Consider the following 16412-nt stretch of genomic DNA (forward strand, 5'->3'; position numbering starts at 1 on the left):
GCGCCCTGGGCCGGGTGGTGCGCGCCGAGGTGGGCCGGCGGCGCGTGCAGACCACCGTGATGGTGCTGACCACGGTGCTCACCGTCGCCGCGGCCGTGCTGGCGACCGGGCTGCTCGTCGGCTCCCGGGCGCCGTTCGACAACGCCTTCGCCCGGCAGCAGGGCGCCCACCTCACCGGGCAGTTCGACGCCGAGAAGGCCACCGCCGCGCGGGTGCGCGCCACCGCCGGGGCCGAAGGCGTCACCGCGGCGGCCGGCCCGTACGGGATCACCTCGCTGCGCCTGCACGTCACCACCGCGCCCGAGGGGGCCAAGTCGCCGCCGCTGACGGTGGCGGGGCGGAAGTCGGCGGGCGGCGAGGTCGACGACCTGGACGTCACGGAGGGCCGCTGGGTGCGGGCGCCCGGCGAGATCGTGATCGAGTCGGGCGCGCGGTCGAGGGACATGGCGCTGGGTGCGCGGGTGGAGGTCGACGGGGTGCCGGACGGGCCGGTGCTCACGGTCGTCGGGATCGCCGAGTCGGTGGGCGAGAGCGCGGACGGCTGGGTCGTGCCGGCGCAGCTCGGCGCACTCACCGCCGAAGGCGCCCGTCCCGACCGCCAGATGCTCTACCGGCTGACCGGCGCGGACACGCGCGGCGAGGTCGCGTCGGCGCGCAAGGCGGTGGCGGCGGCCGTCCCCGCGGGGGCGCTGACGGGGTCTCAGTCGTACCTCGACGTCAAGCAGGCCGCGAACGAGGACACCGCCGCCTTCATCCCCTTCGTCACCGCCTTCGCGCTGCTGGGGCTGGCGATGTCGGTGCTGATCGTGAGCATCGTCGTCAGCGGCGCGGTGGGCGCGGCGACCCGGCGGATCGGGGTGCTGAAGTCGCTGGGCTTCACGCCGTCGCAGGTCGCGCGGGCGTACGTCGCGCAGGCGGCGATCCCGGCGGCGGCGGGGGCGGTGCTGGGCGCGGGGCTGGGCAACGCGCTGTCCGTGCCGCTGATGAACGAGGTCGCGAGCGCGTACGGCACGGGGCGGATCCTCATCCCGCTGTGGGTCTCGCTCGCGGTGCCGGCGGCGGTCCTCACCCTGGTCGCGGCGACGGCCCTGGGCCCGGCGCTGCGTGCGGCCCGGCTGCGTACGACGGCGGCGCTCAGCGTCGGCCGCACGCCGCGGGCGGCGCGGGGGCGCCGGGTGCGGCACGCGCTGGGCCGGCTGCCGCTGCCGCGGGCGGTGGTGCTGGGCCTGGCGGGCCCGTTCGCCCGGCCGGCGCGGTCGGCGACGATGGCGGCTGCGGTGACGTTCGGGGCGCTGGCGGTGACGTTCGCGGTGGGGCTGGGGACGTCGCTGCTGGCGCTGGAGCGGGAGGGGACGCCGGACGGCGCGGGGGACGTGACGGTGCACCGGATGTTGCCGCCGCCGGGGGCGGGCGTCCCGGGGGCACCGGGCGGCCCCGGCGGTACGGAAGCCGGTCCGGGCACGCCCCCGCAGCCCCCGGCTCCGGCCGCCGGTCCCGCCTCCGGCGCCTCCCCCGCGGAGGTCACCGCGGCGATCGACGCCCGCCCGGAGACGGCACACCACTTCGCCACCGCGCAGACCGAGGTCACCGTCTCCGGCCGCAAGGGCGCCGTACCGCTGGTCACGTACCGCGGCAAGGCCCCCGCCGACGGCTACCGCATGGCGGCGGGCCGCTGGTTCACGGCTCCCGGCGAGGCGGTCGCCCCGGCGCGCTTCCTCCAGGCCACGAACACCGCCCTCGGCGACACCGTCACCCTCCGGGACGGTGACCGCACAGCAGAACTCCGCATCGTCGGCGAGGTCTTCGACCTGAACGACGAGGGCCTGGCCGTGCGCACCGCGCACGCCTCCGTCTCCGGCCTGGTCCCGGCGTGGGAGCCGGACGAGTACGTGGTGGACCTGGCCCCGGGCACCGACCGCGGCACGTACCTCACGGCACTCAACGCGGCCCTGGAGCCGCTGGGCGCGGAGGCGATGGCCGTGGCGGAGGACGGGGACTCCCCCGTGCTCGTCGCCATGCAGGCCCTCATCGCGATGCTGACGGCGATGCTGGTGGCGGTGGCCTGCCTGGGCGTCCTCAACACCGTCGTCCTCGACACCCGCGAACGGGTCCACGACCTGGGCGTGTTCAAGGCCCTGGGCATGAGCCCGCGGCAGACGGTCGCGATGGTCCTCACGTCGGTGGCGGGCATCGGCCTGGCGGCGGGCGCGGCGGGCGTGCCGCTGGGCGCGGCACTGCACCATTACGTGGTCCCGGAGATGGGCCGCTCGGTGGGCACGAACATTCCGGACGCCCTGGTCGCCGTCTACACGCCCGCGCACCTGGTCCTGCTCGCCCTGGCGGGCATCGCGATCGCCACCGCGGGCGCCCTGCTCCCCGCCACCTGGGCCGCCGCCACCCGCACGGCAACGGCGCTGCGCTCGGAGTGAGGGGGGTAATTGATTCGCCCCCACTCGGGCCCGCCCGTACGCTGGGGGCATGTCTTTCTGTATGAAGCCCTGGTTCCGCCGCTGACGGCGGCGGAACCCGGCTGATCTCTCGCCCGCCGTCCTGGCCTTCTGCCGGGCGGCCCCCGCGTGGTGCCCGGCTCCATGACGAGCTGAGAGAACACGCATGCTTCGTACGGATTCCTCTTCCCCCTTCTCCGCCCTGTCCCGGGACCTTCCCGCCGGCGCCGCCGCACACGTGCGCGCCGAGGGGATCGCGGTCCGGCTGGGCGAGCGCACGGTCCTGTCCGGCGCCGACGTGACGGTCTCGGCCGGTTCGCGCCTGGCCGTCGTCGGCGAGAACGGACGGGGCAAGACGACCCTGCTGCACGTGCTGGCCGGCACGCTGACGCCCGACGCGGGCACGGTCTCGCGTACGGGAACGCTGGCGCTGGTCGAGCAGACGCTGCACGCCGAGGACGAGCGCACGGTGGGCGACCTGGTGAAAGAAGCGGTCGGGGACTCCCTGACCGCCCTGGACCTGCTGGACGGCGCGACCGAGGCACTTGCCCAGGGCTCGCCCGGCGCGGACGACGCCTACGCCCGGGCCCTGGAAGTCGCCACCGCGCTCGACGCCTGGGACGCCGAGCGGCGCGTCGACGTCGCCCTGGAGGGCCTGGGCGCCTGCACCGACCGCGACCGGCGCCTGGCGACCCTGTCGGTCGGGCAGCGCTACCGCGTGCGCCTGGCGGTCGTGCTCGGCTCGGCCACCGATCTGCTGCTGCTGGACGAACCCACCAACCACCTGGACGCAGCAGCCCTGGGCTTCCTGGAGCGCAGCCTCCGCGAGCGCGCCGGGGGCGTGGCCGTGGTCAGCCACGACCGGGCGCTGCTGCGCGCGGTCGCCACGACGTTCCTGGACCTGGACCCGAGCCGGGACGGTCTGCCGCGCCTGTACGCGGGCGGGTACGACGGGTGGGTCGAGGGCCGCCGCCGCGAGCGGGAGCGGTGGGAGCAGGAGCACGCCGCCCAGCAGGCCGAACACGCGCAACTCACCCGGGCCGCCGAGGAGGCCCGCGGGCGCCTCCAGACCGGCTGGCGCCCGGACAAGGGAACCGGAAAGCACCAGCGGGCAACCCGTGCCGCCGGGGTCGTGCAGACCTTCAACCGGCGCGTGGAAGACCTCGAACGGCACCGCATCACCGTGCCCGAGCCGCCCCGGAGCCTGTCCTTCCCCGACCTGCGCACCCGGGCCGGACGCCCGGTCCTGCACGGGCAGGACCTCACGGTCGCCGGACGGCTGCACCAGCCGGTCGAGGTGACCATCAGCGGCGGCGACCGGCTGCTGCTGACCGGCCCCAACGGGGCGGGCAAGTCCACCCTCCTGGGCGTGCTGGCCGGGCAGCTACACCCCACCGGGGGCAGCCTGCACGTCCACCACGACGCACGGGTGGTCCTGCTCTCCCAGGAGGTCCCCGTCTGGAACCCGGAGCACACGGCTTACCGGGCGTACGAGGCGCATGTGGACCGGCTCCGGTCCCGGGGGCTGAAAGGAAGTGCGCCCTCGCTGAGCGGGCTGGGCCTGCTCGACGCGACAGCGCTGCGCACGCCGGTGGGTCGCATGTCCCAGGGCCAGCAGCGGCGCCTGCACCTGGCGATGTGCCTGGCCGAGCAGCCCGACCTGCTCATGCTGGACGAGCTGACCAACCACCTGTCGGCCTCTTTGGTCGACGAGCTGACCCGGGCCCTGACGACCACGCCCTGCGCGGTCGTGGTCGCCACCCACGACCGGCAGTTGCTCGCCGACCTGGCCGACTGGCCCCGCCTGGAGCTGGCCTCCGCGCCTCGGGAGTGAGGCGGCGCAATACCTCCGTGCGCGTACGCTGCGCGAGCGTACGCGCACGGAGGGTGGACAGTACTCATAACTGTCCGTGACCATAGGTGCGTCGGGTGTGAGGTACGGGGCAGGTGCGCGAGAGGTGGCCGGGATGGCCGATGGCACGGTGGAGACGGGTGGTGGCGGCGGATACGGGAGTGAGCCGGAGCCGTCGGACAGCATGCGGACGTTCGGCGCGGTGGTCCAAGCGCTGCGAGAACACGCGGGGTTGAACCGGGAGCAGCTCGGGGAGCGCGTGCGGTACTCGAAGCACACGGTGGCGTCGATCGAGGGCGGTCGGCGGATGCCGCCGCCGGACTTCGTGGAACGGGCGGAGCCGGTACTGGGGAACACGGGGGCGCTGCGGAGGTCGGCACCCCATTTGGCTCGACGGCCTGGGCTGGCGCGGTGGTTCCGGGAGTGGGCACGGCTGGAGACGGAGGCGATCACGCTGTACACGTACGAGAGCCGCGTGATTCCCGGCCTGCTTCAGACGGAAGCGTATGCGCGCGCGTCGTTCAGGAACCAGTTGCCGCCCCTGAGCGCAGCGCAGATCCAGGACCAGTGGGAGGCACGGGCGGAGCGGCAGAGTCTTCTGCGGGAGCGAGTGAACACGGCGTTCAGCTTCATCCTGGAAGAGCACCTGCTTCTGCGTCGATTGGGCGGGGTGGAGGTCACGCGAGGGCTGATCGACCACCTTCTGGAGATCGCACGGTTGCCCAACGTTGAGCTTCAGATCATGCCCCAGGTGCGGGAGACGCACGCCGGACTAGCGGGCCCGATGCAACTGCTCGAGACCCCGGAGAACCGCTGGTACGCCTACAGCGAGGCCCAGCGCGGCGGGCTGTTCATCTCCGACCTCAAAGAGATCAGCGTGCTTCAACAGCGGTATGCCAGGATGTGTGCGCAGGCTCTCACCTCCGAGGATTCCGTGAGCCTCTTGCTGCAGATGCGAGGAGCCCTATGAGCACCCGTGACCTGACCTGGTTCAAGTCGAGCTACAGCAGCAGCCCCGACGGTGACTGCATCGAAGTAGCCGTCTCCTGGCGCAAGTCCAGCTACAGCAGCGGCAGTCAGGGCGACTGCGTCGAGGTCGCCGCCTGCCCGTCCGCCGTCCACGTCCGTGACTCCAAGGACAAGACCGGCCCCCAGCTCACCTTCTCCCCCGACGCCTGGGCCGACTTCGTCGCCTTCGCCCGCCGCCACCAGCTCTGACCCCTACACCTCCGCCGCCTTCGGGTCCACCGGGTGGACCGCCAGGGCGTAAGCCGTCACGTCCATCCAGGGCCACACCGGCAGCGACGAGATGATCGTCACCATCGCGACGTCCGCGTGAGCCACCAGCCGGCCGCCCTCCTGGTACGCGCCGGCGGCGCTGCGCAGGCTGCACGCGAACGCCGGGCTGAGCGAGGGCCCGCGGGCCGCGGCGGCGGCGGGGGGCCCGGAGTCCACCGCGGCTCCGGCGCCCGTCGAGGTTCCCGGATCCCCGCAGGTCCACGACGTGGAGAAGCGGGAACCGGCGGGCGCGTAGCGCCCGGAATGCCCGACCTCACGTGGCGGGTGCGGGAGTTGACAGCAATCTGCCAATTCCCGCCCCGCCCCCGGCGGGCGATGATGCCCGTACGGCTCCGAAGTCGGTGACGCCTGAAGTGGGGTATCCGGATGAGCAGTGGCTCCTCGCGCGCACCGTACTCGCCGACCCCGCTCCCGCCGCCGGGACCCGCGGTGCATACGCACTGCCCGTACTGCGCCCTCCAGTGCGGCACCCGCCTGCGGCCCGGCGCCACCCCCGCGGAACCGCTGAGCGTGGAGCCCGACGCCGACTTCCCCGTCAACCAGGGCGGCCTGTGCCAGAAGGGCTGGACCGCCCCCGCAGTCCTCCGGGCCCAGGACCGGCTGCGCACCCCTCTCGTCCGCGACCGCACCGGCCGCCTCGCTCCCGCCGGCTGGGTCACCGCCCTGGACACGGTCGCCGCCCGGCTGGCGGAGATACGCGCCGCGCACGGCCCCGACTCCGTCGCCGTCTTCGGCGGCGGCGGGCTGACGAACGAGAAGGCGTACCTGCTCGGCAAGTTCGCCCGCGTGGCCCTCGGCACCCGGATGATCGACTACAACGGCCGGTTCTGCATGTCGTCCGCCGCCGCGGCGGGCATCGCCGCCTTCGGCCTGGACCGCGGGCTGCCGTTCCCCGTCACCGACCTCGGCGAGGCCGACACCGTCCTCCTCGCCGGCGCCAACCCCGCCGAGACGATGCCCCCGTTGATGCGCCACCTCAACAAGGCCGGCGCCCTCGTCGTCATCGACCCGCGCCGCACCGCCACCGCCGAGCGCGCCGCGCTCCACCTGGCCCCCGCCCCCGGCACCGACCTCGCGCTCGCGCTCGGGCTGCTGCACATCGCGGTCACCGAGGGGCGGCACGACGAGGAGTACGTCGAGGCCCGTACCGTCGGCTTCCGCGCCGCGTGGCGGCGGGCGGCGGGCTGGTGGCCGGAGCGCGTGGAGCTGGTGACCGGCGTGCCGGCCGACGCGCAGCGGGAGGCGGTGCGGCTGCTGAGCGAGGCACGGCGCGCGTACGTCCTCAGCGGGCGCGGCGCCGAGCAGCACAGCAAGGGCACGGACACGGTGGCGGCGTTCGTCAACTTCGCGCTGGCGCTGGGGCTGCCGGGGCGGCCCGGCTCCGGGTACGGCTGCCTGACCGGGCAGGGCAACGGGCAGGGGGGCCGCGAACACGGCCAGAAGGCCGACCAGTTGCCCGGCTACCGGCACATCACGGACCCCGGGGCGCGGGCGCACGTCGCCGGGGTGTGGGGCGTGCCGCCGGAGAGCCTGCCGGGTCCCGGGCTGAGCGCGGCGGAGCTGCTGAACGCCCTGGGCACGGCGGACGGGCCGCGGGCGCTGCTGGTGTTCGGCTCGAACCCGGTGGTCTCGGCGCCGGACGCCGACCGGGTCCAGCGCCGGCTGGCGGAGCTGGACCTGCTGGTCGTCGCGGACTTCGTACCGTCGGAGACCGCGGCGATGGCGGACGTCGTCCTGCCGGTGACCCAGTGGGCCGAGGAGGAGGGCACGCTCACCAGCCTGGAGGGCCGCGTCCTGCGCCGCCACCGCGCCCTGACGCCGCCGCCGGGCGTTCGCACCGATCTGGCCGTACTCCACGAACTCGCCGTCCGCCTCGGCGAGCCGCCCGACCGCTTCCCGGCCGAACCGCGCCGCGTCTTCGACGAGCTGCGCCGCGCGTCCGGCGGCGGCACGGCCGACTACGGCGGCGTCAGCTATGACCGCCTCGACGCGGGCGAAGCGCTGCACTGGCCCTGCCCCGCCACCCCCGAAGGCTCCCCGCCGCACCCCGGCACCCCGCGGCTCTTCCTCGACCGCTTCGCCCACCCGGACGGCAAGGCGCGCTTCCAGGACGTCGACCACCGCGAGCCGGCCGACGCGCGCGACGACCGGTTCCCGCTGTGGGCGACGACGGGGCGGCAGCTCGCGCACTACCAGTCGGGCGCGCAGACCCGCCGGGTGCCCGAGCTGGTACGGGCCGCGCCGGAGGCGATCGTGGAGATCCACCCGGACACGGCGGCGCGGGCCGGTCTCGCGGAGGGCGAGCTGGCGCGGGTGCGCTCGCCGCGCGGCGCGGTGCTGGCGCGGGTGCGGCTGGTGGCGACGCTGCGGACGGACACGGTGTTCCTGCCGTTCCACTTCCCGGGCCACGGGCGGGCGAACCTGCTGACGGGGACGGCGCTCGACCCGCGCAGCCGGATGCCGGAGTTCAAGGTGAGCGCGGTGAGCGTGGAGTCGGTGGGGCTGCCGGAGCGGGTGCGGGAGCCGGCGGTGCGGGGCGCGACGGGATGAGGCGTACGGGCACGAGGCGGCGGCGCCGGGCGGGGTTCGGGCAACCCGCTGCCGCGGCGGGCGGGTTCGGGTCCCGCGAGACCCCACCGGCCTCCCGCATCGTGATCATCGGCGGCGGCCCCGTGGGCCACCGTGTCGCCGAACGCCTGCGCCACCACGGCCACGACGGACCCGTCACCCTCCTCGACGCCGAACCCGGCCCGGCGTACCACCGCGTCCTCCTCCCCGCCGTCCTCGACGGCAGCCTCACCCCCGCCGACCTCCGCCTGCCCGACCTGCCGGACGTCACCCTCCGCCACGGCGTCTCCGCGGCCGGCATCGACCGCCGGCTGCGGCAGGTGCGTACGACGGAACACGACCGGCTCCCGTACGACACCCTCGTGCTGGCCACCGGCGCCCGCCCGCACCTCCCGCCCGTCCCGGGCCTGCGGCACGCCTCGGGCTGGCTGATCGACGGCGTCACCGGGCTGCGTTCGCGCACGGACTGCGCCCGCGTGCGCGGAGACGAGATCGTCGTGCTCGGCGGCGGCCCGCTCGGCGTGGAGACCGCGGCGGCGCTGCGCCGCGCGGGCCGCCGGGTCACGCTGGTGCACCCGGGCCCGTACCCGCTGGACGACCGCCTCGACGCCGGGGCGGGCGAGGTGCTGACCCGGCATCTGGAAGGGCTGGGCGTCGGGTTGGAGCTGGGCCGGGTGGCCGCGGAGGTGCAGCCGGGGAAGGTCGTGCTCGCCGACGAGTGGTCGCTGGCCTGGGACACCCTCCTGTGCTGCACGGGCGTCCGCCCTCGCACGAGGCTGGCGGAGGCGGCGGGCCTGGCGGTAGGGACCGGGGTGCTGGTCGACGCCGCGGGCCGCACGAGCGACCCGGCGATCCGCGCGGTCGGCGACTGCACGGAGCCCGGGGGTTCGCTGCTCACGGGCTGGGAGCAGGCGGAGGCGGTGGCGAGGTCGCTGACGGGCAAGGCCGCGCCGCGGGGACTCGCCGCCGGGCGGCGCCCGGTGTTCCGGCTGCGGGTGCCGGGGCTGACGCTGGGGGTGCTGGGCGACGGGCGGGGCGACGCGGGGGACGAGATCGTCACGTACCGCGACCCGGCCCGCGGCCGCTACGCCCGGCTGTCGCTCGACCCCGCAGGCCGCCTGCGAGCGGCCGTCCTGACCGGCCTCCCCCAGGCCCTGGCCACCCTCACCCAGCTCTACACCACGGACACCCCCCTCCCGGAAAGCCGCCTGGCCCTCCTCCTCGGCCGCCCCGCCCCGCGCACGGGCCCCCTGCCGGAACTGCCGCCGGAGGCGGTGGTGTGCCGGTGCAACAACGTGACGAAGGGGGCGCTGGCGGAGGCGTGGGAGAGGGGCGCGCAGACGGCGGAGGCGCTGGCGGAGGCGACGAGGGCGACGACGGGGTGTGGTTCGTGCGTGGAAGAAGTCCGGGAGATGTGCGCGGAGTTCGCGGGCAGCGGGTCATGAAGCGCCTGCTGGTGATCGGCTACGGCATGACGGCGCACCGCCTGCTGGCGGAGCTGCGCGCCCGGGAGGGCCGGGACCGCTGGCAGATCACCGTGCTGGGCGAGGAGCGGCACGGGGCGTACAACCGCATAGGGCTGACGGACAGATTAAGGGGCGCAGGGGAAGCGGATCTGAAGCTGGCAACCCTGGAGGGCCCGGGGCTCCAGGTCCGCACGGGCACAAAAGCGACAGCAATAGACAGAGCAGCACAAGAGGTGGTGACGGCGGAGGGGGAACGCCTGCCGTACGACGCCCTGGTGCTGGCGACGGGAGCCGTCCCCGCCCGACCGCCGCTGCCGGGGGCGGAGCTGCGGGGGTGTTACGTCTACCGGACGCTGGACGACGTCAACGCGATCCGCAGGGCGGCGGAGACCGCACCGGGGAAGAGGGCCGTCATCGTGGGCGGGGGCCTCCTGGGCCTGGAAACGGCGGAGGCACTCGGCCGCCACCTGGGCGTACGCCCGCACGTGGTGGAGGCGGCCCCGCACCTGATGCCGGCGCAACTGGACCCGACGGCGGCGGAGTTGCTGGCAGCGGGCCTGAGCAGAAGAGGCATCGATCTCCACCCGGGACGGGCACTCCAGTCCATCGACGCGGGACGGGACGGGACGGTGTCGGGGGTGACCCTGACGGACGAAACCCGCGTCAGGGCAGACCTGGTGATCTTCACCGCGGGCACCCGCCCCCGCGACGACCTGGCGGCGACGGCGGACCTGCCCAGGGGCGAGAGGGGCGGCTACCTGGTGGACGAGGACTGCCGCACCCCGGACCCGGCGATCTGGGCGATAGGCGACTGCGCGGCGATCAACGGCCGCCGCACGGGAACGGTGGCCCCCGGCTATCACATGGCAACCACAGTCGCCGGCCACCTCACCGGCAACCCCACCCCGCCACCCCCGCTGTCCCCGGCGGAACCGTCAACGGTGCTGAAACTCCCGGGCGTAGACGTAGCCAGCATGGGCAACCCCCACGCCACGGGGGAGGCCGCGGTAGAACTCACCTACACCCACACCGCCCCGACTCCCCGCTACGCCAAACTCATCCTGGACCCGGAAGCGAACACCCTCCGGGCAGCCATCCTCCTGGGCCACCCGACGGCCTACCCCCGCCTCCACGCCCTGATAGGCCAGGAACTCCCCGCCCCGGCAGAACGACTCCTCACCTGACCCGCTGATCCTGCGCCTCGGCCAGCCGCTCGACCTGCTTTTTGATCAAGCCCGCCGGAAAGGGCGTGGTGCGCCCCGCGCCGCCCCGCGGGGTCGGGGTTCAGGGCGGCGCGGGGCACGGGTGGGAGCCGGTGCGGTCAGCCGGTTTCGGTGGTGGAGGAACGGGCCGGGACCCGCAGGGTTTTGCCGTCGGAGAAGGTCACCGTCTGGTCCGTCGCGCCGTAGTTGTGTGCCGCGTACGTCCTCGTGCCGCCCGCCGCGAAGACCGCCGCCGTCGGGCTGTCCGCCGTCACCGTGGGGTCCGGGGCGCCCGTCGCCGCCAGGGTGTGGATCCAGTGGTAGACGTGCGCCCACGACTCGCCGGCTTCCGGCGCGTACGTGCCGCCGCCGCCCGCCGCGTACGCCGCGCGCGCCGCGGCCGGGTCGCTCAGGGCCTGGAACTCCCAGAGGAGTTCGCGCCATTCGACCGCCGGGCCGCCGTTCTCGCGTTCCATCTCCGCGAGGTTCCGGTCGATCGCCGCCTTGTCGCGGGCCAGGTGCAGCGAGGCGCCGGTGACCGGGAGGACGTTGATGCCGTGGATCTCCTCCGGGTTGCCCGTCCACCACGTGGCGTGCGCGCCGCCCGCGCTCCACACCATCCCCAGCGTGTTGTGCTGGAAGTCCGCCGGGAAGGCGTCCTCGTCGGCGTCGAACCAGTAGTTGCGTACGGCCTCCGACTCCGTCGTCAGCAGGTACACGCCGAGGTCGCGCAGTTCGGTGTCGCCCGTCGCGGCGCCGAACATGATCAGGCCGGCGCTGAGGTTGACCGACTCCGACGACGCCTCCTGGTTGTTGCCCGCCGCGAAGCCCGCGTGGCCCGCGGCCCAGCTGTGGCCGGCGTAGACGTCGAAGCCGCGCAGGAACGGGTAGCGGTCGCCGTCGCGGGCCGGGTTGGCGGCGTCGGCGATCAGTTCGCGGACCATGCCGCCCCAGGCGGCGTCCGCGGCCCAGGCGGGGTCGTACTGGGCGACGACGGCGGCGGCCATGACGTAGTAGCCGTAGTGGAAGTGATGGTCGTTCAGCTCGGTGTCGCTGCCGTACGAGGCCGGGTAGCCGGTGAGCGTCTTCCACACCGCGTCGTACGAGAACTCCGTCTCGCCGCCCGCCGTGAACCACTCCTCCAGCCGCGCCTTCATCACCCCGAGGATCTTGTCCCGCGCCTGGGCCGCGCCCACCTGGTCGGCGAGCGGCACGACCTGCGCGAGGCGGCCGAGGGCCTTGCCGGTCCAGTACGTGTCGGCGCGGCCGACGGCGGCGGTGTCGGCGACCTCGTTGACGAAGGCGGTCAGCCGCCCCTGGTCCACCCCGCCCGACTTCGGCAGCGCCGGCAGGACGCCGGTGACGTCCTGGGAGGTGGTGAAGGAGGCGCCCTCGCGGACCTTCATCGTGCCGCGCGGCGAGACGTACTCGTACGCCGTGAGCTGGTCGGAGGTGTGCTTCCACTGGTGCGGGTAGAGCGCCTGGAGGGTGCCGGTCTCGGTGCCTTCGCGGGCTTCCGTCTGAAGGGTGTACGTGGCGTTCATGCGGCCCTGGTCCTGCGCGTAGTCCCAGTCGACGCGGGAGCCGGTGACGAAGCTGAAGGCGTAGCGGCTGAACGTCTCGAAGGCGCCGGGGTCCGGCAGGACGGCGACGGAGTAGTAGTCCTTGCCGCCGAGGTCGGCGCTGAGGGTGCTGCCGGAGACGGTCCAGTCGCTGCCGGTGGGGGCGAAGAGCGCGTAGTGCTTGCCGCCGACGGTGATGCCGAGGGCGTTGCCGTCGTCGGCGAAGACCTGGGGCGCCGCGGCGGCGGTGATCTGCGCGGCGCCGCCGGTGGCCTCGGCGTAGACGTACGGGCTGCCGTGGCCGATGGTGGCGCGCAGGGTGCGGCCGCCGCCGGACCAGTACGGGCTGACGGTCCAGTCGGACCAGCCGTCCGCCCGGGCGTCGGGCGCGTTGAGGCCGGCGACGCCGAGGGTGAGGTCGGCCTTGTGCTGGAACTCGTACTGCACGCCGCCCCCGACGACGACGTGCTCGGTGGCGTACCCGACCTCAAGACCGCCGGCCACGGCGCGGTAGCTGAGGGGGTGGCCGAACATGGGCAGGGAGTACGGGTTGTCGGCGGCCCGCTGGAAGGCGAGCGACGACCACCAGTCGTTGGTGGGCACGGGCCGGTCCGCGACCCGCTCGGTCACCTTCGGCGTCACCGGCTGCCCGGCGTTGTCGACGGGCCCCGAGGTGCCGGGCGGCCGGGTGTCGGAGTAACTCCCCCGCCCCACCGGTATCTCGGCGGCGGCCGCCGGCCCGGCGGGCAGCGCGGCCCCGGCGGCGACGGTGGCGGCGGCGGTGAGGGCCAGGAGGATGCGTCTGTGCTTCGGCTGTGGTCCCACGAGCTGCGTACCTCGCAATGAGTGGGGGACAAAGGAGGGTGAGAGCGCTCTCAGAGGGGCGTGGCAGAAACTAGAGCCGCCCGAAACTGCTGTCAACACCTCTCGTCAGGACTCAACCCGACGTCCACTCATCCGCGTTCAGTTTCTGAACGCACCCCGGGGCGCCCGCTACGGGACGAAGCCGGCCCCGGCCGTACGGGACCGGGGGACCCCGCGCGGCGGACCCGGCGGTGGCCGCCGGGTCCGGGTCGGGGCCGGGTCACCGGTCAGGGCTTGCGGAGGAGACCGCCGTACTCGTACAGCCGGTTGCTCTCCTTCGTGATCCCCACGTACTCCTTCAGCTCCGGCGGGACCGGCGGCAGCGGCGGCTGGGACGGGTCCGGGCGCCACTCGGCCAGGTTCACCATGCCCGGGGAGACCGGCTCCAGGCCGTCGGTGAAGGCGTCGACCTGCTGCGGGGTGCGGGTCTGCCACGGGACCCGGTTGTTGTTCATGTACTCCGACGTGACCCGGGCGTGCTCCTCGTCGTCGGTGACGACCTGGGAGAGCGCGAGGTAACTGCCCGGGGCGGCACGGTCGATGGCGGTACGCAGGATGGTGCGCGGGTCGTCGGCGTCGACGAGGTGGTGGGGCACGGAGAGGAAGAGGACGGCGAGCGGCTGGTTGAAGTCGATGAGCCGCTGGAGTTCCGGGTGGCCGAGGACGACCTCCTGGTCGCGCATGTCGGCCGTGATCACCACGGTGGAGTCGTCGTCGGCGAGCAGCGCGCGGCCGTGGGCGAGGACGATGGGGTCGATGTCGACGTAGACGACGTGGGTGGACGTGTCGAACTCCTGCGCCACCTGGTGCACGTTGTTGTTCGTGGGCAGGCCGCAGCCCATGTCGATGAACTGCCGGATCCCGGCGTGCGCGAGGTAGCGCACCGCTCGGTAGAGGAAGAGCCGGTTCTGCCGGGTGATGTCGACGCCCTCGGGGAACCGCGGCAGCCCGGCGCGGATCATGTCGCGGTCGACCTCGTAGTTGTCCTTGCCGCCCAGCATCCAGTCGTAGGCACGGGCCGAGGTGGGGCGGTCGGTCGGAATGCCGGGTATCGCGGGTCCTTCGTCAGGCGTCACTGCCCACTCTCCTCGTCTCGTCCACAGCCGAACATACCTACGTACGCCGGGAGTTGAGACTATCCGCTCCCGCCCACCCGGACCACCGGGACTCGGCCCGCGCTCTAGGCCCTGTCTGACACATAGCGCCGTCCGCCTTCTGGGCGGGCTCCCCCACAGCGCGCAAGCGCGCGTGGGCGGTACCCCCAGACGCAGGCGGGATGTGTCAGACAGGGCCTAGTCCCCCGCCCGGCACCGGGCGCGGGGCGCTGACCGGGGGGTTTGCGGTGGAGGTCAAAAGGGTCGTCCGCGGGGGGCCCGGCGGGTGATCGTGGTGTCCGCAACGCGGAGGGCCGGGTGGACACGGCCCGGCCCTTCCGTTGCACCCCGTGCAGGCGCGTACGGGGAGTGCAAGATGGGGGATTCGTACCGTGCGCAGGAACATGAGGGCTTCTGCCGTGCCGGCCGGAACACCGGCCGCGCGGCAGGCCGGAGTCAGCGAGATCGCCGGGCGGGGCGGGGTGGTCGTGACGCTGCCGCGGCCTGGCGGGTCATGGGCCCGCGGGGCCGACGAGCCGGCCGGTACCCCCGGCGCGGCGGACTGCGGCGGGCAACGGCCATGCGGGCCTGCCGTTCACCCCGGCTGACCACTCCGGCTCCGCCCGCAGCCGCACCGGATCCGCACCGCGTCCGGCCGCCGGGCCGTACCCAGGGCCGTACCCCGGTCCGCGGTCCGGTCGGAGGTCCGGTCCCCGGCCCGCGGGGCCGCCGCCGCGCCCGCCCCGCCCGACGCGCGCAGCACCGCCGCCCCCGCCGGGGTGAGGGTGTGCAGCACCGAGCCGCCGTCGCGGACCGTGGTGATCAGGCCCGCGTCGCGCAGCGTGCCCGCGTGGCGGCTGGCCGCGGAGGCGGAGACACCGGTGGCGCGGGCGAGTTCACCCGTCGTCGCGCCGTGCGCGGTGGCGTGCAGGACGGCCGCCCGGGCCCGGCCGAGGAGCGCGGCGAGCCGCTGCTCCGGGGGATGGCCGGGACCGGGGGGTACGGGGGCCTGCCGGTGGTGGACCGGGTACCAGAGGACGGGCGGGAGTTCGGGGTCCGCGAGGCTCACGGGGGCGTCGGCTGCGAAGTACGACGGCACGAGCGTCAGGCCCCGCCCGTCCAGCCGGAGGTCCCGGTCCACCCCGGCGGGGTAGCGCACCTCCAGCACCGGTGCGCGCCAGCGCATCGCCGGCGCGAGGCCGGCGAGCATCCCCTCCGAGCCGCCGTGCAGCAGCTCGCGGACGCGGGCGGCCCGCTCGGCTTCGAGCCGGGCCTGCATGTGGTCGGACCAGGGTTCCACGACGGCTTCGTAGTACGCGCGCAGGAGCCGTACGAACTCCCTGCGCTCCCCCGTCTCCGCCAGCTTCCGCGCCCACGCCGGGGCACCGACCGTACGGGCGAGGCGGCCGACTTCGCCGCGCACCCGGCCGGGAGGCACCGCGAGCAGCAGCTCCGCACCGTCGCGGAACGACGTGACGGCCTCGCCCGGCGCCCGGCCGGGCGTCAGGAAGTCCGGGAAGTACCGCGCCCGCGGGTACAGCGGGAGCAGGGTGTCGCGCACTGCGCGCTCCAGGCCCCGCTCGTGCAGCATCCGGCGGGCCATGCGGTACCACGCGGCGTGCGCGTACCGGCCCTTGCGCGTCTGCAGCCGGTGCAGGCTGACGGCGATCTCCCAGAGCGGGTCGGGCGCGCCGGCGACGCGCGTCCTGGCCAGGTCGGCGTCGCGGAAGTGGATGCGGAGCATGATCGTCCCCCGGTCGATGGAACCCGGCCCCGCGCGCGCATCGGCGAGCGCGCGGCCGTCCCCCGTGTGACGGCCCCCGCGGCCGGTAACGGCACCCACGATGCGGAACGCACCTGGCACGGACCTTGCAGGAACCTGGAATCCGCTGGCAGAGCCGCCCGGCGGGCGGCCAGGCAGACGAAGGACGCGCATGGAGTTTCACCTGCTCGGCCCGATCGAGGCCGCGGCAGCCGACGGCCGTCCGGTCGATCTCGGGCCCGCGCGGCAGCGGAGCGTCCTCGCCGCACTGTTGCTCGACGGGGGCCGCGCGGTGC

At 74.6% G+C, this 16412-nt stretch carries 11 protein-coding genes; 7 read left to right on the plus strand and 4 right to left on the minus strand.

The window, feature by feature from the left end; translation table 11 throughout:
• Positions 1-14: 14 nt before the first annotated feature.
• From FB457_RS01225 to FB457_RS01240, 4 genes are all read left to right on the plus strand, one after another.
• Positions 15-2429, plus strand: coding sequence for an FtsX-like permease family protein (locus tag FB457_RS01225; RefSeq protein ID WP_145780845.1), 2415 nt, complete (start codon positions 15-17; stop codon positions 2427-2429).
• Positions 2430-2613: 184 nt separating this feature from the next.
• Complete coding sequence (locus FB457_RS01230) at positions 2614-4281, plus strand: ABC-F family ATP-binding cassette domain-containing protein (RefSeq protein WP_047017847.1); 1668 nt, start codon at positions 2614-2616, stop codon at positions 4279-4281.
• A 133-nt stretch (positions 4282-4414) separates the two neighbouring features.
• Complete coding sequence (locus FB457_RS01235) at positions 4415-5269, plus strand: helix-turn-helix domain-containing protein (RefSeq protein WP_047020340.1); 855 nt, start codon at positions 4415-4417, stop codon at positions 5267-5269.
• On the plus strand, positions 5266-5517 hold the full coding sequence (locus tag FB457_RS01240) for a DUF397 domain-containing protein (RefSeq protein WP_145780493.1): 252 nt from the start codon (positions 5266-5268) through the stop codon (positions 5515-5517). Before FB457_RS01235 ends, FB457_RS01240 begins: the two co-directional genes overlap by 4 nt.
• A 3-nt stretch (positions 5518-5520) precedes the next feature.
• Here FB457_RS01240 and FB457_RS35785 read toward each other — a convergent pair whose 3' ends face one another.
• Positions 5521-5754, minus strand: coding sequence for a hypothetical protein (locus FB457_RS35785; protein WP_347612648.1), 234 nt, complete (start codon positions 5752-5754; stop codon positions 5521-5523).
• Between the two features lie 210 nt (positions 5755-5964).
• On the opposite strand from FB457_RS35785, the gene FB457_RS01250 reads away from it, so the two are divergent.
• The 3 genes from FB457_RS01250 (at position 5965) to FB457_RS01260 (ending at position 10816) form a co-directional block, all read left to right on the plus strand.
• Positions 5965-8148, plus strand: coding sequence for a molybdopterin oxidoreductase family protein (locus FB457_RS01250; RefSeq protein WP_145780495.1), 2184 nt, complete (start codon positions 5965-5967; stop codon positions 8146-8148).
• Positions 8149-8249: 101 nt separating this feature from the next.
• Complete coding sequence (locus FB457_RS01255) at positions 8250-9611, plus strand: FAD-dependent oxidoreductase (RefSeq protein ID WP_047017843.1); 1362 nt, start codon at positions 8250-8252, stop codon at positions 9609-9611.
• A complete protein-coding gene (locus FB457_RS01260) occupies positions 9608-10816 on the plus strand; it encodes an FAD-dependent oxidoreductase (RefSeq protein ID WP_145780497.1) in 1209 nt (402 codons plus the stop codon). Before FB457_RS01255 ends, FB457_RS01260 begins: the two co-directional genes overlap by 4 nt.
• A gap of 137 nt (positions 10817-10953) precedes the next feature.
• Here FB457_RS01260 and FB457_RS01265 read toward each other — a convergent pair whose 3' ends face one another.
• The 3 genes from FB457_RS01265 to FB457_RS01275 all read right to left on the minus strand — a co-directional run bounded on the left by FB457_RS01265 (position 10954) and on the right by FB457_RS01275 (position 16098).
• Positions 10954-13221: a glycosyl hydrolase gene (locus FB457_RS01265; RefSeq protein WP_047017842.1), complete on the minus strand. Its 2268-nt coding sequence runs from the start codon at positions 13219-13221 to the stop codon at positions 10954-10956.
• A gap of 266 nt (positions 13222-13487) precedes the next feature.
• On the minus strand, positions 13488-14336 hold the full coding sequence (locus FB457_RS01270) for an SAM-dependent methyltransferase (RefSeq protein ID WP_047017841.1): 849 nt from the start codon (positions 14334-14336) through the stop codon (positions 13488-13490).
• 613 nt (positions 14337-14949) lie between these two features.
• Positions 14950-16098, minus strand: a complete 1149-nt coding sequence (locus FB457_RS01275) for a helix-turn-helix domain-containing protein (RefSeq protein ID WP_078898705.1) — start codon at positions 16096-16098, stop codon at positions 14950-14952.
• Between the last annotated feature and the right edge of the window lie 314 nt (positions 16099-16412).

The organism is Streptomyces sp. CNZ287, assembly GCF_007827615.1.